The following is a 20115-nucleotide window of genomic DNA, read 5'->3' on the forward strand; positions in this document are numbered from 1 at the left end:
GCCGCGCTGCGTGAATGGATGCCGTCCGCCCGAGCGGGACAGCATGAGCTCCGTTCAGCTCTGACCGGAGCTCATGCCTTCCAGCCGGTGACTGGGAATGAACCACAACAAGGCCAGCAGCACATAGATCACGCTGCCGGCCACCGGACTCCACAAGGACAGGGGAATCGCCATCGCATACAGCACGATGGAGCCGGCGTTCTTGATACCCTTGCCGAACACCTGGGCCACGCGCGAAGCGTGCCCTTCACAAGCGATCAGCGCACGCCTGAGCAGTGAGAACGATACCGAACACATCAGCAGCACGCCGCCGTACAACGCCACCGGCGCCGGATCGAGATGATGCTCGGCCACCCAGTTGGTGACGAAGGGAATCAGCGACAGCCAGAACAGCAGATGCAGATTGGCCCAGAGTATGCGCCCATTGACGCGGCTGGCGGCCTGCAGCAGATGATGGTGATTCACCCAGTAAATGCCGACATAGGTGAAGCTGAGCACATAGCTCAGCAACTGCGGCACCAGCTTCAGCAAATCCGCGAAACCGGCGCCTTGCGGCATTTTCAGATCCAGCACCATGATGGTGATGGCAATCGCAATCACCCCATCGCTGAACGCCTCCAGCCGGCTCTTGTTCACGACACAGCCGACGGCGCGGCAGCAACGCGGCGTGCTTCATTGCGTTCGTTCAGAATCAGCATCAGCAGAATCAGGATAGGCGCCATCAGCGCGATGAAACCCAGGGCGTGATACGCAAAGGCAGCGCCGATGGCGCCGATGCCGAAAGACAGAATCGGCCAGAAGAACTTGCTGCAGCGCTCACGTGTCGATTTGTCCGCGGCGCCGGTGAGCACATCGACGCTGTCGATCACGATCTGCGTGACATTGCCGGTCATCAAAGAGGTCGGCGCCAGATGCCCGAGCAACAAACGACTGATGGCGCTGTGCACGCCCATGGCAGCCGTGCCAAGCAGTCCCGCCGTCATTGCATAATTGGAAGCCGGCGCCACCACCGGCGTCGCCATCAGACCGAACACCATGAAACCGATCAGCAAGATCAGCTGCAGCGAAAAGGCCAGCGCCAGCGCCGGCCCCTTGCGGCGTTCGATGGCCGCGATGAACAGGCGGCCGCCGGCGACGCCGATGATGAAAGCCGGGAATGCCAGAAACTTGAGCAGGATGGACATCTGCGAGGCATCCGCCAGCGCTGCGCCGATCAGGATGAAGTTGCCGGTGACATGCGCGGTGAACAGGCCGAACAGAGCGATGAAGCCCAGGGTATCGACGTAACCGGCAAGAAACGCCAGGCTGGACGCTTGCATCCGGTTGCGTTGGGGAGTGTTCATAGGTGCTTCTCCAGATGGGAACGGGGGATCGGTGAGCTCGGCGCAATGGCTACGCCGGCTAGCTGATGCGCCGGCAGCTGGTGCCCTACTTACATGCGCGGATGTGTAGATGCAAGTACCGGCCAGCCGGCAAATTCCTCTGAAGATAGCATCGCGCGCGCCTGGCGATAATTATCCAAAAGGATACTGAGCCATCGCATGCCCGGACCTGCCGCAGAGCGGCCGGCAATACTGTCATTCGGACAACACCAGGTACAACACCGACACAACATCAACACAACACGAGCGCGTTTTTTACAAAAAACAGCACATTCGTACAATCAAAAAACGCTTCGAATGCACATCATGGTGGCGACTGTTGAACCGTCAGAGACAGGCGCGTCCGGGTATGAATGCATGCGCCACTTCGCCTGCATTGCATCCGATGGCGAATCACCTGGCAAGCCGACGGTCCGGATCAATATTGCCACCCTCCCCGGGAATGCGACGGCGGATGAATACGCAAGCCGCTGCCCCGGAAGCGATGACAGGAATCAAGCATGGAAAGAATTGTTTTTGTTGTCGATGATGACGACAAGGTAAGAGAATCGCTGACGCGTCTGTTGTCCTCTGCGGGATATACGGTGCAGGGCTTTTCCTCGGCCGGCTTGTTCTTGAGCGCATCCTTGCCGGCCCTGCCCTGCTGCCTCATCCTCGACATGAAGATGCCGGGCTCCAACGGTTTCGATGTGGTTGCCACACTGGAAAAACGTGGCGATGCCTTGCCGGTGATTTTCATCTCCGGCTACGGCACCATCCCCGCCACCGTGCAAGCCATGAAAGCCGGCGCCCGCGAATTTTTCACCAAGCCGGTTCGCAGCGATCAGTTGCTCTGCGCGGTGGAAGAAGCCCTGAACGCAGCGCAAAAGAATCTGGCTTCACGTACCGAACATGCCGCCTCCACGCTGCGTCTGGAAAAGCTGACGCCGCGCGAACGCGAAGTGCTGGAACTGGCCATCGGCGGCCTGCTCAACAAACAGATTGCCACCGAGCTCGGGATCAGCGAAATTACGGTCAAGGTGCACAAGCGTCGCGTGATGGACAAGATGCAGACCAGAAGCCTGGCCGATCTGGTGCGCGCCGCCGAGCGCCTGCATATCGCCAGCACGCGCAGCCGCTGAGGCTGGCTGCCCGCCCCCATCCAGAAATCCGGTAAATTGAAAAATAGACGAATGAACAACGACGACAGCCTCAACCGCCAGCAACTGCAGCAACTGGCAAAGGAATTGCGCAAGATGCACAAGCTGCTGATCGACCTGCAATCCGCCAGCTTCGGCCCGGTCGGCAATCCCTTCGAACATCTGCAACTGGTGACCATGCATCCGGATTTCGCCTGGCTGCGCGTACTCTCCGAATTCATGGTGGAACTGGACCAAAGACTGGATGAAAAAGATGCCATCGATGATGCCGCCAGCAGCGCTTTCAAAGATGCGCTGGAACGCCTGATCGGCCCGGCCGAACCTGGCCAGCCGGAATTTCGTCAGAAATATCTGGCCGGTCTGCAGGCCTCGCCCGAGACCACCATGCAACATGCGGCGCTGCGCCTGGCACTGGGGCAGTTGAAGCGGACGACGCAGCCATGATGTACTGCTGAAGGTATCGCTGAATGTATCGCTGAATCACGGTGCAGCGCGCGATGGGGGCCGATGCGCGCTGAGGGGCTTTGACTATCTCGCCAGACCGCATTGCGCAGTCTCTGCCAGATTCCGGCCCTATGGCCGCAGCGATCAAGGACAGGACGTAAAATGTGCGGGTTCATTTCAGCGCATCATTCATCATGAGTCACAACAATATCCAAGTGTCATCCCCCGCCACGCCACAGCAAGCTGCGCTCGACCATCTGGTTCTCAACACGCACTACGATATCGATGCCGCACAAGCGCTGCTTGATGGTCTGGGATTTATCGTCACGCCACGGGGCTATCACACCCTGGGCTCGGTCAATCACCTGGTGGTGCTGGCGGACGGCTATCTGGAGTTGATCGGCCAGCCCCGGGACAGCGAGAAAGTCAGACAGGAAATCCTCGACAGTCCGGTCGGCTTCGACGGTCTGGTCTACGCGGTGGACGACGTGCAAGCCTGTCACGACAACTGGCTTGCGATGGGCCTCACGCCGCAGCCGGTACAGCATTTTTCGCGACCGGTAGAGGTGGCGGGTCAGACGACGGATGCACGCTTTTCCACCGTGCGACTGCTGCCGGGCCAATTTTCTGCGGGCCGCGTATATGCTTGCCGTCACCTCACGCCCGAACTGGTCTGGCGTCCTGAATGGATGGTTCACCCGAACGGGGTACGCGGGATTTCAAGCATGCTGGTGCTGGATCAGCATCCAGCGCGTGCAGCTGCGGACTATGAACGAATGGGACACTGGGGATCAAAATTCTCGCTGGAATTCGCGGAGGCCGGCAGCCTGGCGGCACGCTTTGGCGAACTCGCTGCGCATGTCCCGCAACGCGATGCCTGCTTCGCGGCAATCTCTCTGCGCGGCGGCGACCGTCAGTTTATTTCCGCGCGCGCCCGCGCGCTCGGCTTGCCGATACTGGAACACGCCGACAGCCTGACGGTGGCACTGCCGGCCTTCCAGGCTTTGCTTGAATTTGCAGGCTGATCCTCCGGACTTTGGAGACCGTCGCTGCGCATGTACGATCCGAAACCATTGACGGTGCTGAAATCTCAATCCGTCCTGCGACTTAATCAGTCGCCGCCCCAGCCCAGGCGCGCAGCCTCTTCACGGCTCAGCAACTTGTTGCGCAAGTCGGATGGAATCAGATCGGCATCGCTATCGTTGACGGCGTAGACCCGCACATCGGAGCCAGGATGCATGCCCATCTGCCGGGCGCACTCGATGGCGGCGCCCATGTCCCTTGCTTCGATGATGGCATGTCCAAGAAACTGTTCCGGCTCGATCCCGGGCGCGACGAACGCCAGCCAGAAGCATTGGAGGGGCAGAGCGATTTCCGCATCCTCCACCGTGTCGCCAAACCTGGCCGCGACAATGGCGCGCAATGCAGCTTCCACTTGCGTCGCGCCATTGCCCCATGGCGTATCGCGCCCCTGAAGTTCGGCGACCCAACGGCCGTTGCTTTCGAAGATTTCGATCTGATATTTCTCGATGAGCGCTACGCTGATGTCCGGGTCTTGCGTCGGCGAGTAACGCTCACCTACCGGTGTGCCGGCGGCGCTGCGGGTGTAGTTGATCAGGCAGGCGTCGCCTTCTCGGACTGCGTCTGTGTCTTCGGCCTTGGCCACCCAGAAATCCAGGTGGAGGCCGTTCAGGTCGTTGACGTAAATGGTGGGCATGCTGATCAATGTGGATGAACTCGGCGCGGATTGTACCGCGCCCCTCTGTTACGGGCATTGATGCCGTCGGCTGCAAGTCCGCTCATCGGGCGTGGCCGGCTCATGGAGCTTGCAGAGTTCATTATGCAGGCCGCTATGTGGAAGCCGCTCTCGGTGCAAAATGTTGCGTCACCCACTGCTCACATACAGTCCACAGCAACGGCGCGCCCCGTTTGATCACGGGGCCATAGCGGGACAAGACCTGTTCCAGGGAGACACCGCTTTCGGTCCAGGTGCCTCCGCCGGCAAATATATTGATCAGGAGCGGCTGAAAGCGATCAAGCGCCTTCGCGAACTTCGCATCCTCTGTTTCTGCACGTTCAAATTCCTGCCATAGCGTCAGAAACTGGTCGCCCTGAGGCTGGGGCAACAGACCAAACAAGCGCAGCGCGGCGCTGGCTTCCTGCTCGGCCTGGGCCTGCGCAGACGAGCCGCCATGAATGGGGAAATCACCGACATCGATCTCGACAATGTCATGCAGCAAGAGCATCTGTATCACGCGATTTGCATTCACAGGTCCGCATGCATATTCGCTCAATACCAACGCGTACATGGCCAGATGCCAGGAATGCTCGGCAGAGTTTTCTTTGCGACTTTTGTCGAGCAAGGGCGATTGCCGGACCACGCTTTTCAGCCGATCAATCTCCCTCAGAAAACTTAACTGCTTTTCCAAGCTTGCCAATTCCATAGCCTTCTCACATTCAAGATTGAATTCGTGATTATACAAAGCGAGTCTGGATGTGGAGTTTGATCGGGCTGAATCAGGCTGAATCAGGCTGAGTTGGGCCGCCAGGGTAGTATCGAAGCCGGCGCGACCTTCATGGCGCTTGCTTGCCCTTCGATACGCTGCTTTGCAACTACTCAGGGCGAACGGCGTTGAAATCAAAGAGTGCGAAAAAAAATGCCGCTCAGTTCTTCACTGAACGGCATTTCCGCATCAGCGGACCTACTTACTGTGCGATGCGGATGGCCGCGAAGGACATCTCCCATCAAGGAACCTGCGCGCCGATTCTATTGTTGCGCCATACCCCGGCCATGCCATATGCGATGAATGCGGCTGATATCAGCGCGCCGACAGCAAAGCCCTTGCCGGCCAGAGGAATCGCCATTGCCAACAGTTCCGTGATTTCCATGATTGCGCTCCCAGGCAGTTAATTTACTGTTTCGACATCTGATGTTGTCAGAATAGGCGCAAGCAAGCCGTTGCGCTATCAGGGTATTTCCTATGGGGCGAGAAATCCGAATCGATCACAAATGAGCGTCTGTCAGACAAGCGCCGTCCACCACGCTGAGTTCGTCCAGGTCAATAAATTGCTGGAGACTTTTTGCGCTGGTCGGCTACCATCCTTGCTTTGACACATTGAAAGAAGAGCCGTGGGCATACTTGACGAGGCGATACGCGAGATAGCGTTGGAGAAACAAGCGGCTGAAGATGAATCCAGACAGGCGCTGGAAGATTTTGACATGATCACCTCCAGAGCCGTTGACACGGTGAAGAAGACGCTCGCCGCTCTGCAGCTTGAATTGCAGGCTGCCGCCTGGTGGACTGATGAGCTGAGCGAAGACGTCAACAAGCCGGAGTATCTGAACCTGAGCTTCCGGGTTCGGCGCTATTCGGAAAATCCTGATCTCCTGACGAATCCGGACTATTCCTGGTCTATCCAATTCGACGCCCTGGGCAGCGCCGTCCGGACTGCAGGCGCCGGCGACCCATTGCTGGAACCGCTGGTCTTCCGTGGCGTGGCAAGGCAGGATTTCGGAGCCGATCTGGAAAAAGACCTCAAGCTTTTCTTGAAAGCGATTATTTACAAGCATCCGGGTAAATAAGCCTTACCGTTTGACGTTTGGGCAGCCATTTTGATTGCGCCAAACCAGTCGTTGCCCAGCATGACTTCTCGCCTCCTCATTTCCCTGAGCACAAAATGATCGATATAATATTGCCAAAGGGGAATATTCAATGATAATTATCTGGCAAGGTTTTGGTTTTCTGGGACTTCTTATCCCGTTTCTGATGTCGTTGATCGCTCAGCTTGCAACCGATTCAATCTATGAAAAAGGCTTTTATTCCGGCCACCCGCTCATATCAGTCGCGGTACTTTTCATATCGGCTGCGGTCGTCTGGCTGGTGGGCGTCAAACTCAATAGCGGACCGAGCAGATTGCTGGTGGATCCAAAGACAGGCCAGCAATTCGACTTCAAGAAAAAACACACGATGTTCTGGATTCCGCTGCAATGGTTTTCTACCGTCGTGGCGGCATTGGCGCTGCTTGTGGCGTTCAAGTGACTCGTGCCTTGGTGCCATGGCGATCACATCTATAAGATTCCATTTTTCAGCTTGAAAAGAATGCGCAGTCACAAAAAATCATTGATCGTTTTAGGCCTGCTACTCAATGAAATAATTGCTTTCCCCGCACATGCCCAGGAAGACGATCCGACGAAGCTTGAGGCATCGCGAATTCGCGTGTTTGGACAAAACGGCGTATTCGTGAAATTTTATAAAAATAGCAGTTGCGCGGGAGGCAAAGCGCTTACCGTGTCGGGTTCATTCGGAAGCGCATTTCGCTCCTTTGTTGGCGCATCATCCAACGTGAGCATTGGAATGCCTGATACGCCTAATGTGGAAAATATCGCCAAACGCGATGGGCTTCTTTCGAAAGCTTACTTCCGAGAATACACAATCGTCCCTGGCAGCCCTGTCACGCTGACGATGGCCTTTCAAAGCAATCCGAGCAGCAATAGCTATATTTATTGCAAAAAATTCTCAGCCACCTTCATACCTGAGCCTGGCAAGGACTACGAGGCCGCGCTCGATATAGAGCCCGGACTATGCATTCCACGCATTAACGAAATAGTGGTGCGGGATGACGCCGTCGAGCTAAGCCCCGTTAACGTCGAGGCCGCAGCAGAGTGCTCCTGATGCATTTCTCAGTTCGGGTAAAAGACGAAGCTGGCGAGGCCAGGAAAACCGGCGGCAGTTCGCAAATGATGTCCTGGATCAATCAAAAATCCCTGGCTACTTCTGGCCTATCCTCTTCGGGATCTGTACCCTCACCCGTCGGAAGTGAGACAATATCGCCTGCCATTTACTAAAGCAGGACCCTAACCGCGCTTGACGCGGCTTGTTCCGTGAAAGAACCGGCATGGTGCTGGTCGTTGGAGAAAATATGAACAATCGCCTGAAAAAGAACCTTATTTACCGTCGTCATCTCATTGGCCTGTTGATCGCTGCCATCGAGGCGCTGGAGGAGCTGGAGCGTTCGTACCAGGAATCCGAAGAAGCGGGCAAATAATTCTGAAGCTGATAGCAAAAACCGGCCTTGTGTAGGCCGGTTTTGCATTCTGCTCTTTGGCGTGTTGCTCATTGATACAGCCGGCTTTTACAAGCACCTTCGTTCTGCTTGTGATAAAGCCCCAGCCTTTCAGTGCCGGGCGTTAGCCCTCTGCCTTACGCCCATCCTCATCAAACACTTCTTGCTGCATCGGCGACAAGCCGAATAGAATTCCTTCCTGCCAACACGTAGACTCCTTGCTTCCCACCCGGTTCTGGTAGCGGAATTTCCCTCCGGCCTCATTGAAGAAAGCAGGCGATGCTGTACAGAATTCTGCGTTACTTTCTACCGCTTCTGCTGACGAGTACGCTATACCCGGCCGCCATGGCTGCCGAGCAGATCACATGGGGCAAACATCATGTGCCGCCTTACATGATCCGGGAGGGAGAATGGGCGCATCAGGGAATTTTTGACCTGACCCTGGATGTGATCAAAGAGAATCTGCCGCAGTATCAGCATGTGGAATTGGCAGCACCGTTTCCACGTGTGATCAACGAAATTAAAAAAGGCAGTCATTGGTGCTATATCGGCATGTTGCAGACACCGGAGCGTGAGGCCTATGGCTATTTTTCGCTGCCCACGTCGATCTTTCTCCCCTTGCGGATCATCGTGCGCCGCGACCGCATGGCTCAGTTCAAAGGCCCGCAATCGCTGCAGGCCCTGCTGCAGAACCGTCAGTTCACCACCTCGGTGATGCGTAACCGGTCCTACAGCCCGACCGTGGACAAGCTGCTGGCGGCATACCCGCCGAAAGAAAATTATTCCGAGCAAGTCGAAGCCATCAGCATGTTGCTGGCCGGGCGCATCGACTACATGATCGAGATTCCGCTACTGGCCTTCGACCAGGCCCGTCAGATGAATCGGCCCGGAGAACTGGCCGCCATCCCCACTCAGGAAGCAGACGAAATCGTCTACAACCGGGTGATGTGTCCAAAAAATGATTGGGGCCGCAATGTCATTGACCAGATCAATAAGGTGCTGATCGCCAATCGCAGCAAACCTCATTACCGCAGCATTGTGGAGAAGTGGCACGATGCGGAATCGGTGGCTGAAATCCGCAGAATGTACGATACGGTCTTTCTCAAGACGCCATGAACGCCTTGCGGATCAGAAATTCTATTCGCAGCGATGTGGGCCGATTTCCGTCGGGTTTCCGGCCTCCAATGCGAACGCCGGATTTTTTCTGCCACCGGGTCTCGATGTATGCAGTCAGCCGGAAACAAGCAACACCGCCTCATGCCGGAGCAAGCTCTCCATACCAATAGGCTGCGGTGACGCCACCATCCATCAGAAAGTCGCTGCCGGTGATAAATGCGCCATCCGGCCCCATGAGCAAAGCGCCCACATGCCCTACTTCGTCGGGGGTGCCTGCACGCCCGGCAGGGGACAATTCCAGCATGCGTCGATAGCCTGCGCCGCGCGGGCCGGACAGTTCATCCTTGGCGAGCGGCGTGATGATAATGCCGGGGCTGATGGTGTTGATGCGTGCACCACGTTTCCCCCAGCGCACGGCCTCAGCCATGACGCGCAGCGCATTGCCGCGCTTCGAGATCTGGTAGGCATTGAGCGGATTCGTCACCTGATCTGCTTGCAGCATCGGCAGCGCGAGCAACTCGTCGACCGGCGTGGTGGCCAGCGCCTTGTTCTGCTCCGGCGACAATGCAGGCAAACGATGGCCTGATTGCGATGCGATCACCACACCGGCACCGCCTTGGGCGATGATGCTGCCGAACTCTTCCAGCACCAGCGCCGTGCCATACAGGTCAACCTTCAGAATCGTGGCGGGCGGCGCCTGCGAGGGTGAAACGCCCGCAGCGTGGATCAGACCGGTGACTGCGCCGAAGGAGCTCGCTGCTTCTGTCAAGGCATGAACCGACTCGCGCAAGCTGACATCCACGATAGCGATGCTCACGTCAAATCCTGCTTCGCTCAGCGTCTGCGCTGCCGCCTTGGCATTTTCCTCGCGCAAGTCCGCCAGGACGACGTGCTTTCCGGCACTGACCCGGCGCGCGATGGCCTGGCCGATCGATCCCGATCCGATCACGACAACAACTTCTTTCATGGCATTCCTTTGCTGTCCGGCTGTTCAGTCTGTAATGACAGGGCCTGAAAGATATTGCTCGTCGGTGACCGCTTCCATCCATTCGACGTTTTTTCCATCTTGCATTTCGGTGATTGCAACATGCGTCATGGAGGTGGTGTCGGTGGCGCCATGCCAATGGCGCTTCTGGCAAGGACACCAGAGCACGTCGCCGGCGCGGATTTCCGTGCGCATGCCGCCTTCGCATTGCGTCCAGCCGACGCCATTTGTGACGATCAAGGTCTGCCCCAGCGGATGGGTATGCCAGACAGTGCGCGCACCCGGTTCAAAGGTAACGATGGCACCGCCGCTACGGCCAGGTTCTTCCGCTTGAAAATAGCTCTCAATCCGGACCGCGCCGGTGAAAAACTGTGCCGGCCCCTTGGTGGAGGGCTTGGCGCCGTTGCGTGTAATTTTCATCATCAATCTTTCAAGAGGTCGTTTTCTGCTGTTTTTGCTGTTTTTGCTGTTTTTGCTGTTTTTGCTGATTGCCCGGCTCATGGCCAGGCGAGCCGGTGCTTTGTTCGCGCTCAGGCGCCTCACCACTGCGCAGGCATTCTCGGGTACGGCATCGGCAAGTTGTGCTGCGGAACCGGATTGCCGGAATAGGCCGCCTGGCTGCTCATTCTGTCATCCTGAAAGGCACATGCGCTCTCATAAGAGAGACACTTTAGTCAATGCAGAGTCATTTGATTAGAGCCTATAATCCGCATAAACCTAGAAGCAGGACTTATTAAATGGCACGTGAAAATCTAAATGATCTGCTGGCTTTTATCGCCGTAGCACGGGAAGGCAGCTTTACCAAGGCTGCCGCGCAACTTGGCGTATCGCAATCGGCGCTGAGCCAGACGGTGAAAGAACTGGAGGCTAGGCTGGGCCTCCGCCTGCTGACACGCACCACGCGCAGCGTGGCCCCCACGGAAGCCGGCGAGCGCCTGATGCTCAATGTCGCCCCACGGCTTGACGAAGTTGAGAATGAACTGGCAGCGCTCAGCGAACTGCGCGACAAGCCTGCCGGCACCCTCCGGATTACCGCCTCGGAACATGCCTCCAATTCCATCCTCATGCCCAAGCTGGCGGAACTGCTGCCGGACTATCCCGACGTCAAAGTGGAAATAAATTCAGACAACCGGCTGGTCGATATCGTGGAGCAACGGTATGACGCGGGCGTGAGACTTGGCGAGCAAGTCGCCAAAGACATGATTGCGGTGCGCATCGGTCCTGATATACGTATGGCGCTCGTCGGATCACCCTCTTATTTTGACAAGCGCCCGCCGCCGAAAACGCCGCAGGATTTGACGGAACACCTGTGCATCAATCTGCGCTTGCCGACTTTGGGCGGCCTGTATGCATGGGAACTGAAGAAGGGAAAGCGCGAACTGAATGTGAGGGTAGACGGCCAACTCACCGTCAACAGTTCGTCTCAGTTGGTGAGTGCTGCGCTGGCCGGACTTGGCCTGGCATTCACGCTGGAAGATCTTGTCAGCGATGCCATCGCGAAAGGGGCGCTGAAACCTGTGCTCGAAGACTGGTGGCCGAAGTTTTCCGGCTATCATCTGTACTACCCCAGCCGCCGCCAGCCATCGCCTGCGTTTGCGTTGCTGGTGAATGCATTGCGCTATGAAGGCCGATAAGGCCCGACTTCTCTTCCGAGCGCTGAAGCAAACTCAAATCCGGCGGCAATTTGAAAATGCCCGGAACAAGGGCTGCCAAGCACATCAATGTGATCCCTGACGGCTTGCCGATTGATAGTCCCGCAGCGATGCCGATGTTATTTGCCGAAGCTTGCTCTGACCCGCCTGCCGAAGCCTTGCACTAGCCGCATCGGGGAATTGCTGTCGCATCAGCGGATATCGGCCGACTATTCCTTGCCATCATGAGAAGCTCAAGTCCAAACCGAGCATCCTGACAAAGACGAAGGTGACCAGCCCCAGGCCCAGGAGCGATAGCACGAAGACTGCAGCCACCTTGCCGCCCGCACGCAGCACCGCGCGCGTCTCCGTCCCCTTCTTCCGCCCTTGGTCGTAATGCCATTTGATCGCGAAGAACATGCCCGTGCCGAGCACGAGAAGCTTGAACGTAAAGAAAACTATGGGGAACCAATCGATCATTTTGAGTATTTCCAGGCTATTACTTGACACTATCTATTGTGGGGAACGGCAGATGTGATTTTAACCGACCTCCGCCCCCCCCTTATGGAGCGGCCGGAATTTGCCACAGCAGTCAAAGCGTCAAAGCGCTCCCCGCAATGCCCCAACATTCCTCCTGATCTTCTTAGTGCGCAGCAATGACCTGCTCATCGGCTGCGCCAGAGGGGGTTCGCCGCTGCGCTTCTCCAGCAGTGCCCGATGGCAGCTCACCGCAACCACTGACCTTCACGCTTACTGAGGGCGATCCGCCGTTTCGATGCCTCCTGGCAGCCAGAAGCGGGCACCGCAGAAATACAAGCGATTCGAACACCGGGATATTTAAGAAATAATAAGATAATATATTTCAATCCGGCCATTCCCTTCCTTAACTCTTCACCCTGCCTATCTTGCCAAGCGCCACTCCCAAAGCCGCTGTTGCACAGGACGTGGACAGCATCCCCCGTTCGGTGTACGCCCTCAGCGCCACCAATGTCGCGAAGGACTGGGAGCATGCAAGACATTGCCACCGCAAGGCGCAACTTCTTTATTCGGTAAGGGGCACGCTCAACTGTGAAATCGAGGACGGTGTCTGGATCGTGCCGCCGCAATGTGCGGTGTGGATTCCGGGCGGCGTCGAACATTCCGCAAGAGGTTCCGGCATCACTGAGTGCTATTGCCTGTTTGTGGAACCGGGCGCCGCTCCCAACATGGCGAGCGAATGCTGCACCGTCTCGGTTTCACCCTTGCTGCGCGAGTTGCTGCTGACAGCAGCAGGCTTCTCCATGCAGGACAAGTCGGACGGCCGTGAAGAACGGCTGATTGCGACTCTGCTGGATGAGCTTGTGGCGGCCCCCGTCGAAGACCTGCATTTGCCGATGCCGCGGGACAAGCGACTGCGCCGCCTGGTGAATTTGCTTCTGGCCGACCCTGCGGACAAGACCAGCAGGGAGGAATGGGCTGCTCGCATCGCCATGAGCGAACGAAGCATGAGCCGTTTGCTTCAGCAGCAGATCGGCATGAGCTTCGGGCGTTGGCGCCGGCAGTTGCACGTCATCCTGGCACTTCAGCGCCTGGCGGAAGGCGAGAGCGTGCAGACGGTCGCCCTGGAACTCGGCTATGAGAACGCCAGCGGCTTTGTCACCATGTTTCGCAAGGCGCTGGGCAAGCCACCGGCGCGCTATCTGTCGGAACGAGTGACAGGCAAGCACACGCTCTCGGTGCCGAGCATCGTACTTCCAGGCTGATGCCGCTCGCTGCTTGAGAGCGTCATTTCAGCAATGCCATCCCGCTTCAAGTTCTGTTCCCGGGCGCTGACGCCATAGCAAGCCGGCTAGCGCCTGCCACTGCGAATTTTCATTTTTTTCATTTGGCCGAATTGAATAATATTTTGTCCAAATTTCGCCATTCACCTATCGAAGTCACATAGTTAAATAGAAGCCTCAAACAACAATGATTTCTATTTATCGTGAATACCGTTTTTTCTCCAATCGCCGATTTTCCCGTGGCGTCTCCGCGCAGGCTCATGCTCTCGCGAGCAGTCAGCCAGGTGACGCTTTCAGCGGCAATGCTGGCGGGCGCACCGTACGTTTCGGCGGCCGAATCTGATCAGTCAGCGGCTAGCGACTCATCTGGCGCCTCAGCCGCCCTGCCCACGGTCGTCGTCAGCGCATCCGCCGGAGGCGTCGCTCAGGAGCTTGTCCAGGCGCCGGCATCCATCAGCGTCATTACTCGCCAGGAGCTCGAAGACAGACCGTACCGGGATCTGGCCGACGCGCTCTCTTCGGTTCCCGGTGTAATCACTACAGGCGGCAACGACCGCAAAGAAATCAGCATCAGAGGCATGGGCTCGGCCTATACACTCATGCTGATCGACGGCAAACGGGTCGACTCGCGCGAGACCGGCCGGCTGTCGGACGGCTATGGCCAGATGAACGCATGGACGCCGCCGATCTCTGCTATCGAGCGGGTGGAAGTGGTGCGCGGTCCTATGTCCGCGCTGTATGGCGCTGACGCAATGGGCGGCGTGATCAATATCATCACACGCAAGGTCGCAAAGACGTGGAGCGGAGAAATCAGCGGCGATCTTCTCTTGCAACAGCATTCCGCATCGGGGGACGCCTATCAGGGCAGTTTCTTCCTGACCGGCCCGATCAGGAACGACCTGCTCGGTCTGCAAATCTATGGGCAGCACTCCACGCGCGATGAAGACAAGATTTACTTCGGCTATCGCGACAGCCAGCGCGACAACGTCAGCGTCAAACTGGCGCTGACGCCGACACGGGATCACGATATCGTGCTCGAAGCCAATCACAGCTCGCAACGCATCCGCCAGGAACCGGGCAAATCGATCGATCCGGCTTGTGCCGCCTACACCTATCTGGGCTGTGCAGATCCTTACGACAAAAGTGTGGAGACCAACCGCTTCTCGCTGTCGCACACCGGGCGCTGGTCGTTCGGCACCTCGGAAACTTATGTGCAGCAAGAAGTCTTCAACGTCTCGCCGCAAGACATCCGTCTCAAGAACACCGCATTCCGGACTTCATGGACGATCCCGACGGACGAGCATATCCTCACCGTGGGCGTCAGTTACGATGAAAACGATCTGCACGATCGCTATTCGAACACGATCACCAATCTGTATGACGTCAAGCGCACTCAAAAGGCCTTGTTTGCCGAGGAGGTATGGCAGATGGCCGAAAGTTTCGCGTTGACCACCGGCGTGCGGGTCGACGACGACGACCGGTTCGGCAAACACTGGAGCCCGCGCGTCTATGGCGTCTGGACGATGGCGCCGGCATGGACGCTCAAAGGCGGTGTGACGTCCGGTTTCACATCTCCCGAACTGACGCAGGTCGCACCCGGCTACGCCTCATTGAGCGGGGTCGGCAATATCTACGGCAATGCCGGCCTGAAACCCGAAAAATCCCTGAATGAAGAAATCGGCCTGTCCTATCTGGGACAGGACCAACTCAGCGCCAGCCTGACGCTGTTCAACAACAAGTTCAAGGACAAGATCACCACACTGGCCTGCGCTTCCGGGGACGCCTGCTATACGCTGCCGGGCGGCGCCGGCTTCTACGGACCGCTCTCTCCCCAAACCTACGCCAATGTCGACCGGGCAACCACACGCGGAGTGGAAGCGACGCTTGGAGCTCCACTGACCCGCGCCATCACCCTGGATACCAGCTATACCTATACCTACTCGCGTCAGGACTCCGGCGCGTATGCCGGCAAGCCCCTCAACAAACTGCCGCGCCACCTGCTGGCCAGCACGCTGACCTATCGGCCGTCTGACGCGCTCTCCGGCTGGGTACGCATGACCTACCGTGGCAAGGACAGCGACAACGTCGGCGGAATCTACGCCACCTTGTCGCCGGTGGAGGCGCCTTCGTACACGATGTTCGATCTGGGTGCGTCTTATCAGATCAACCGTTCATTGGGCGTGCGCGCCGCCATCTACAACATCGGCGACAAGAAAATCCGCTATGCCGACTACGGCTATGTCGAAGACGGCCGTCGCCTGTGGCTCGGCATGACCGCCAAATTCTGAACCATACCCCTTGCCATCTTTTTCACTTCGCACAAAAGGAAACACCATGTCATCTGAACGCCCCCCGTATCAGCTGCACACCGTCACCGTAAAACGCAGCAAGCTCGTCACGCCGCACATGAAGAGACTGACCGTCGACGGCAGTTGCCTCTCTAACCTGAAGCCAGAATTACCGGCCCAGTGGTTCAAGCTCTTCGTCTCGATAGACTCGCCTGACGGAGGCCGGCAACGCAGCAGTGGTCGGGCGTATACCGTCCGCCATTTCGATTGGTCGACGCGCGAGCTTGATATCGATCTATTTCTTCACGGCGACACCGGGCCGGTATCCGCGTGGGCTGAGCGTGTGCAGGAGGGAGATCAATTCGAGATAAGCGACGTGCACCCGCGCAGCGGCTTTCAAATCGATTCGCAGCCCCATGACTACCTCTTGATCGGCGACGAGACGGCCCTGCCGGCAATCGGCGCCATTCTCGAAGCATTGCCTGAACATGCCAGGGTGCACGTCCTGGCCAGGGTCGGCAGTTTCATTGAGCAAGTCTATTTGCACAGTAAAGCCGAACTCACGCTGCACTGGCTCCATCGGGATGGCCATCCCGTGGCAGCGGGCCTGTCGTTGGAAGCGGCGCTGGAAACGATAGCGATTGCGCCGCTGGCCAGGATCATGGTGGCGGCGGAATCGTCGGAAGTGCAGGCGATCCGCAAGTCTTTAAATCTGCGCGGCATCGACCGTAGCCTCATCCATGCAGCGGGTTATTGGAAGCGCGGCGAAGCTGATCATCGTGACGAGAATGCATAGTCCTTAGAGAGACTCCGCCCATCCAACATGGTATCCCCTAGCCTAGCTGGCTGCCGTCCGCAATCAGCCCGATCCCATCCTCTCGCCTGTTGATGCACTGAATTCATCCAGTGATCTGAACCCTAGCAATTGCCACTCTACCTGCGCCCTCAAGCGCCCTCTTTGGCAAAGCGATCCACCGCAAACGGCGCGATAGGCAAGCGGCTCTTTCCGTCCAGAACCAGGTCACAGACAATCTTTCCGCCGATGGGGCCGAGTTCGAATCCGTGGGCGGAAAAGCCGAATGCGTGCACCAGGTTCGGCGCCTTGCGGCTCAGGCTGATCACGGGGATGTCGTCCGGCATGAAGGCTTCGACACCGGCCCAGGCGCGTACGATGTTGACGCCGGACAGATGAGGAAAAAAGTCCGTGACGGTCCTGGCGCTTGACGACAGCCTCATGAAGTCGACTTCGCCAAAGCGGCGCACCACGTCGGCAGCGCATTTCAAGGCGCCGCCAATGAGGACCGTGCCGTTTGCGAACTGCTTGAACGATAGCGGCCGGCCTTCGGCGCCCACCACCGGGTTGACGAAATGCGGCACGCGCTGGGTAATCATGAGCATGAGCCCTTGCGCATGGACCGGAACATCTTCACCGACCTGCGCGGCGAAGTCGCCGGACCAGGCGCCGGCGGCATTGACCAGCCACGGCGCCGTGAAAGTGCCACGCGCTGTGGTGACGTGCCACAGCGTTCCGATGCGCTCGATTTTCTGCGCCGGCGTCTGTTCATGGAAGATGGCGCCCTGCCGCTGGGCCGCGCGCCGAAATGCCGTGACGGCGCGGTAAGGGACAGCATGACCGTCATCCTTCGCCCAGATGGCGCCCACCACATGTTCGGAAATCGAAGGAATGAGCTCGCGTACATGCCTGGGACCGATCATTTCCTCATGCGTGAATCCCATGGCATTGAGCTGCGCGACGCGCTGACGCTGAGTCTCCAGCTCAAACTCCGTCTCAGCCACTTTTATCTGACCACTGTGCACGAAGGTACCGTCTTCGCCGACGAGTTCCGGGAGCCTGTGCCACAGCTTGAGCGACTCGACCGCCAATGGCACTTCTGCATAGTGACGGCCCAGGGTTCGTACGCCGCCCGCGTTGACGCCGGAGGCGTGCCGCGCGCAGTATTCCGCTTCCAGCAGCGTGACCTTGATGCCCTCGCGTGAAAGATGAAAGGCACTCGACGTACCGTGAAAGCCGCCGCCGATGACGATGACGTCACTGCCGGCGCTTCCGGTACTTCCGGCACCTGGCCCGCCCTTCAGCCCGACATTATTCGGCTTCATGCGCCAGCTCTCCCAGGGTGACCGGCGTGATCGGCGGCCGGATTCGGTAGTAGCCGACCTCGCCGGGCGCAAGGCTGAGCGCGTCGGCGATCAGCTCGGTGACCGTCAGACCGCATTGGCGTCCCTGGCATGGCCCCATGCCGCAACGGCCATAACTCTTGACCTGGTTGGGGCCGCTGCAACCGATCTTCACATAGCCGCGAATCTCGCCGGCGGTGACGTCCTCACAGCGGCAGACAATGGTGTCGTCGGCCGGAATGCGGTTTTCTTTCTTGGGACGATAGAGCGCGTCAAGGAAGGGGCGAATCGCCAAGTGCTGGCGCATGGCGACGTGCAGCGGCCGGGCGAGTTGATCGCGTTGCGATACCGCCAGCTTGCCCAGTTGCGTTGCCGCGCTCAGGCCGGCCAGTTCGCCCTGGATTGCCGCGACCTCGGCGCCGCCGATACCACGGCCGTCACCGGCGACGAAGATTCCCTCTACATCCAGCTCGCCCCAGGCGTCGGTGACGGGAATCCAGCACAACTGGGCGTCATGCCATTCATGCGTCGCGCGCAGCGACCACGAGAATTGCGTATTGGGAACCACGCCCTGGTGCAACAGCACCAGGGGTGTGTCGATTGCGTGCAGTTGGCCGTTACAGACAAAACCTAGTCCGCTGACTTGCCTGTCGCCGATCACGTGCAGTTCCGTAGCGCCCTTGTAGAAAGGCACACCGGCCTTCTTCAGGGCGGCCATCAGCGACAAGCCTTTCCGGAAATACGGCCAGCCTGCCAGTGCGCCGCCGGCAAAGCGCATCGCACGGCGATAGTCGCCGCCGTTGGTGGTGTCGACAATGGCAGCGATCTTCACCCCGGCACGGATATATTGCCAGCCAAGCAGATAGAGCAAAGGGCCGCAGCCGGCCAGAACCACGGGATGCGACGGTGCCAGACCCGAGCCCTTGAGCAGTATCTGGGCGGCGCCGGCGCTGAGTACGCCGGGCAAGGTCCAGCCCGGGATCGGGAAGGGGCGCTCCATGGCGCCGGTGCAGATGATGATGCGGCCCGCCTTGATGGACAGCACGCGTCCGTCCAGCAGGTAGTTGACCTGACGCCCGCCAGTGATCTGCCACACAGACGCGCTGGTGACATGACGGGCAGCGCATTCGGAAAACGCCTTGGCCAATGCCTTCCCTTGCGCGTAATCCGGGCCCAGCAACGCCAGGCGCTGCGCGGATGCACTTTCTATGCCGCGATAGATCTGACCGCCGACGGCGCTTTGTTCGTCGAGCAGCACCACGCTTGCACCCTGCCCGGCTGCCGCCACAGCGGCGGCCAGACCTGCGGGGCCGGCGCCGATGACCACTACGTCGGCGTGTTCGGTGTGGAAGCTTATGTTTTTTTCCAGCGTGTTACTTGCCATGGGATGACTCCATCGCTTGCGCCAAGGCCAATGCAGGATCCTCATTGTCCACGTCCGATTCAGGCAGGCTGTCTTGCGTGCGAATCTTCATGTGGGGCGTAAGGGCAACCAGACAGGCGCGCCGGTCCGGCACGCCGTCAATCTCAAGCAGACACTCGAAGCACGCCCCCATCATGCAGTACGGCGCCCTGCCCTGAGCGGATACCGGAGAGCGCCGAAAGCGCTTGATGCCGCCGGCCAGCAAGGCGGCGGCCACGCTGGCGGCTGCCGGCAGCTGGACTTGCTCGCCGTTGAAGATGATCTCCACGCTCGCGGGCCTGTCAGCTCCGGCGCCGGCCAAGGGCTCAAACAGGGAATCAGTAGGCATGACTGAAGAATCAAGGGGGTTGAAAACGCTCGCCTGAGCGAGCCGTTTGCCGGAATGCCGCCGGAACTTAAGATCCGGCCGCGACCACCGTCATCTCGACCAGCAAGCTGGATGCGCCCAATTTAGCCTCGACCGTGGTGCGTGCCGGCGCGGTGCCGGCCGGGATCCAGGCATCCCACACCGCATTCATGGCGCCGAAGTCATCGATGTTGCGCAGGTAGATGGTGGTGGTCAGGATCTGGTCGCGCGTGGAGCCGGCTTCAGCCAGCAGGCCGTCGATGCGCGCAAGCACTTCCTTGGTCTGGATGGTGACATCGCCTTCCGCGGCAGGACTGTTATTGGCGGTCTGTCCGCACAGATACACCAGGCCGCCGTGGGTGACGATTTTGCTCATACGGCTGTTGGTATGCTTTCTTTCG

At 58.5% G+C, this 20115-nt stretch carries 24 protein-coding genes; 12 read left to right on the plus strand and 12 right to left on the minus strand.

The features are described from left to right. Positions 1–54 precede the first annotated feature (54 nt). Together PQR62_RS02160 and PQR62_RS02165 are read right to left on the minus strand one after the other, a co-directional pair. Entirely contained in the window at positions 55–636 is a 582-nt protein-coding gene (locus PQR62_RS02160; protein ID WP_408154306.1) for a TMEM175 family protein, read from the minus strand. Further along, a complete protein-coding gene (locus PQR62_RS02165; RefSeq protein WP_408154308.1) occupies positions 633–1343 on the minus strand; it encodes a YoaK family protein in 711 nt (236 codons plus the stop codon). The genes PQR62_RS02160 and PQR62_RS02165 overlap by 4 nt, the downstream gene beginning before the upstream one ends. A gap of 539 nt (positions 1344–1882) precedes the next feature. Between PQR62_RS02165 and PQR62_RS02170 the strand changes: the two genes are divergently transcribed. The 3 genes from PQR62_RS02170 to PQR62_RS02180 all read left to right on the plus strand — a co-directional run bounded on the left by PQR62_RS02170 (position 1883) and on the right by PQR62_RS02180 (position 3990). After that, complete coding sequence (locus PQR62_RS02170; protein ID WP_408154309.1) at positions 1883–2503, plus strand: response regulator transcription factor; 621 nt, start codon at positions 1883–1885, stop codon at positions 2501–2503. A gap of 51 nt (positions 2504–2554) precedes the next feature. Continuing rightward, entirely contained in the window at positions 2555–2965 is a 411-nt protein-coding gene (locus PQR62_RS02175) for a hypothetical protein (RefSeq protein ID WP_408154310.1), read from the plus strand. A 194-nt stretch (positions 2966–3159) separates the two neighbouring features. Then, positions 3160–3990 (plus strand): VOC family protein, encoded by an 831-nt coding sequence (locus PQR62_RS02180; protein WP_408154311.1) that lies wholly within the window; start codon positions 3160–3162, stop codon positions 3988–3990. Positions 3991–4076: 86 nt separating this feature from the next. Here the strand turns inward: PQR62_RS02180 and PQR62_RS02185 are convergent, their stop codons facing one another. From PQR62_RS02185 to PQR62_RS02195, 3 genes are all read right to left on the minus strand, one after another. Beyond that, positions 4077–4682, minus strand: coding sequence for a phage protein NinX family protein (locus tag PQR62_RS02185; protein WP_408154313.1), 606 nt, complete (start codon positions 4680–4682; stop codon positions 4077–4079). Between the two features lie 133 nt (positions 4683–4815). Then, positions 4816–5409 (minus strand): HD domain-containing protein, encoded by a 594-nt coding sequence (locus PQR62_RS02190; RefSeq protein ID WP_408154315.1) that lies wholly within the window; start codon positions 5407–5409, stop codon positions 4816–4818. A 301-nt stretch (positions 5410–5710) separates the two neighbouring features. Beyond that, positions 5711–5854, minus strand: a complete 144-nt coding sequence (locus PQR62_RS02195) for a hypothetical protein (RefSeq protein WP_408154317.1) — start codon at positions 5852–5854, stop codon at positions 5711–5713. A gap of 241 nt (positions 5855–6095) precedes the next feature. Between PQR62_RS02195 and PQR62_RS02200 the strand changes: the two genes are divergently transcribed. From PQR62_RS02200 to PQR62_RS02220, 5 genes are all read left to right on the plus strand, one after another. After that, positions 6096–6548 carry a hypothetical protein gene (locus PQR62_RS02200; RefSeq protein WP_408154319.1) on the plus strand — a complete coding sequence of 151 codons (453 nt, stop codon included), beginning with the start codon at positions 6096–6098 and terminating at the stop codon, positions 6546–6548. A gap of 130 nt (positions 6549–6678) precedes the next feature. Then, positions 6679–7005, plus strand: a complete 327-nt coding sequence (locus PQR62_RS02205; RefSeq protein WP_408154321.1) for a hypothetical protein — start codon at positions 6679–6681, stop codon at positions 7003–7005. A 60-nt stretch (positions 7006–7065) separates the two neighbouring features. Then, positions 7066–7638: a hypothetical protein gene (locus PQR62_RS02210; protein ID WP_408154323.1), complete on the plus strand. Its 573-nt coding sequence runs from the start codon at positions 7066–7068 to the stop codon at positions 7636–7638. A 247-nt stretch (positions 7639–7885) separates the two neighbouring features. Then, on the plus strand, positions 7886–8011 hold the full coding sequence (locus PQR62_RS02215) for a hypothetical protein (protein ID WP_408154325.1): 126 nt from the start codon (positions 7886–7888) through the stop codon (positions 8009–8011). Positions 8012–8308: 297 nt separating this feature from the next. Further along, positions 8309–9145: a TIGR02285 family protein gene (locus tag PQR62_RS02220; protein WP_408154327.1), complete on the plus strand. Its 837-nt coding sequence runs from the start codon at positions 8309–8311 to the stop codon at positions 9143–9145. A gap of 139 nt (positions 9146–9284) precedes the next feature. Here PQR62_RS02220 and PQR62_RS02225 read toward each other — a convergent pair whose 3' ends face one another. After that, positions 9285–10112 (minus strand): SDR family oxidoreductase, encoded by an 828-nt coding sequence (locus tag PQR62_RS02225; protein ID WP_408154329.1) that lies wholly within the window; start codon positions 10110–10112, stop codon positions 9285–9287. Positions 10113–10136: 24 nt separating this feature from the next. Next, on the minus strand, positions 10137–10550 hold the full coding sequence (locus tag PQR62_RS02230) for a (R)-mandelonitrile lyase (RefSeq protein ID WP_408154691.1): 414 nt from the start codon (positions 10548–10550) through the stop codon (positions 10137–10139). A 317-nt stretch (positions 10551–10867) separates the two neighbouring features. On the opposite strand from PQR62_RS02230, the gene PQR62_RS02235 reads away from it, so the two are divergent. Then, positions 10868–11764 carry a LysR family transcriptional regulator gene (locus PQR62_RS02235; RefSeq protein WP_408154331.1) on the plus strand — a complete coding sequence of 299 codons (897 nt, stop codon included), beginning with the start codon at positions 10868–10870 and terminating at the stop codon, positions 11762–11764. A gap of 240 nt (positions 11765–12004) precedes the next feature. On the opposite strand, the gene PQR62_RS02240 is transcribed toward PQR62_RS02235, so the two are convergent. Next, complete coding sequence (locus PQR62_RS02240; RefSeq protein WP_408154333.1) at positions 12005–12241, minus strand: hypothetical protein; 237 nt, start codon at positions 12239–12241, stop codon at positions 12005–12007. A 464-nt stretch (positions 12242–12705) separates the two neighbouring features. On the opposite strand from PQR62_RS02240, the gene PQR62_RS02245 reads away from it, so the two are divergent. The 3 genes from PQR62_RS02245 (at position 12706) to PQR62_RS02255 (ending at position 16605) form a co-directional block, all read left to right on the plus strand. Continuing rightward, positions 12706–13503, plus strand: a complete 798-nt coding sequence (locus PQR62_RS02245; RefSeq protein ID WP_408154335.1) for an AraC family transcriptional regulator — start codon at positions 12706–12708, stop codon at positions 13501–13503. A gap of 320 nt (positions 13504–13823) precedes the next feature. After that, positions 13824–15809, plus strand: coding sequence for a TonB-dependent receptor domain-containing protein (locus PQR62_RS02250; protein ID WP_408154693.1), 1986 nt, complete (start codon positions 13824–13826; stop codon positions 15807–15809). Positions 15810–15855: 46 nt separating this feature from the next. Next, positions 15856–16605, plus strand: a complete 750-nt coding sequence (locus PQR62_RS02255; protein WP_408154337.1) for a siderophore-interacting protein — start codon at positions 15856–15858, stop codon at positions 16603–16605. A 149-nt stretch (positions 16606–16754) separates the two neighbouring features. Here the strand turns inward: PQR62_RS02255 and PQR62_RS02260 are convergent, their stop codons facing one another. The 4 genes from PQR62_RS02260 to PQR62_RS02275 all read right to left on the minus strand — a co-directional run bounded on the left by PQR62_RS02260 (position 16755) and on the right by PQR62_RS02275 (position 20090). Further along, positions 16755–17927: an NAD(P)/FAD-dependent oxidoreductase gene (locus PQR62_RS02260; protein WP_408154339.1), complete on the minus strand. Its 1173-nt coding sequence runs from the start codon at positions 17925–17927 to the stop codon at positions 16755–16757. Further along, positions 17914–19329, minus strand: a complete 1416-nt coding sequence (locus PQR62_RS02265) for an FAD/NAD(P)-dependent oxidoreductase (RefSeq protein WP_408154341.1) — start codon at positions 19327–19329, stop codon at positions 17914–17916. The genes PQR62_RS02260 and PQR62_RS02265 overlap by 14 nt, the downstream gene beginning before the upstream one ends. After that, entirely contained in the window at positions 19319–19636 is a 318-nt protein-coding gene (locus PQR62_RS02270) for a (2Fe-2S)-binding protein (protein WP_408154343.1), read from the minus strand. The genes PQR62_RS02265 and PQR62_RS02270 overlap by 11 nt, the downstream gene beginning before the upstream one ends. Before the next feature lie 127 nt (positions 19637–19763). Then, entirely contained in the window at positions 19764–20090 is a 327-nt protein-coding gene (locus PQR62_RS02275; RefSeq protein ID WP_408154345.1) for a RidA family protein, read from the minus strand. Between the last annotated feature and the right edge of the window lie 25 nt (positions 20091–20115).

This window comes from Herbaspirillum lusitanum (assembly GCF_046025995.1).
GTDB lineage: Bacteria > Pseudomonadota > Gammaproteobacteria > Burkholderiales > Burkholderiaceae_D > Herbaspirillum > Herbaspirillum lusitanum_A.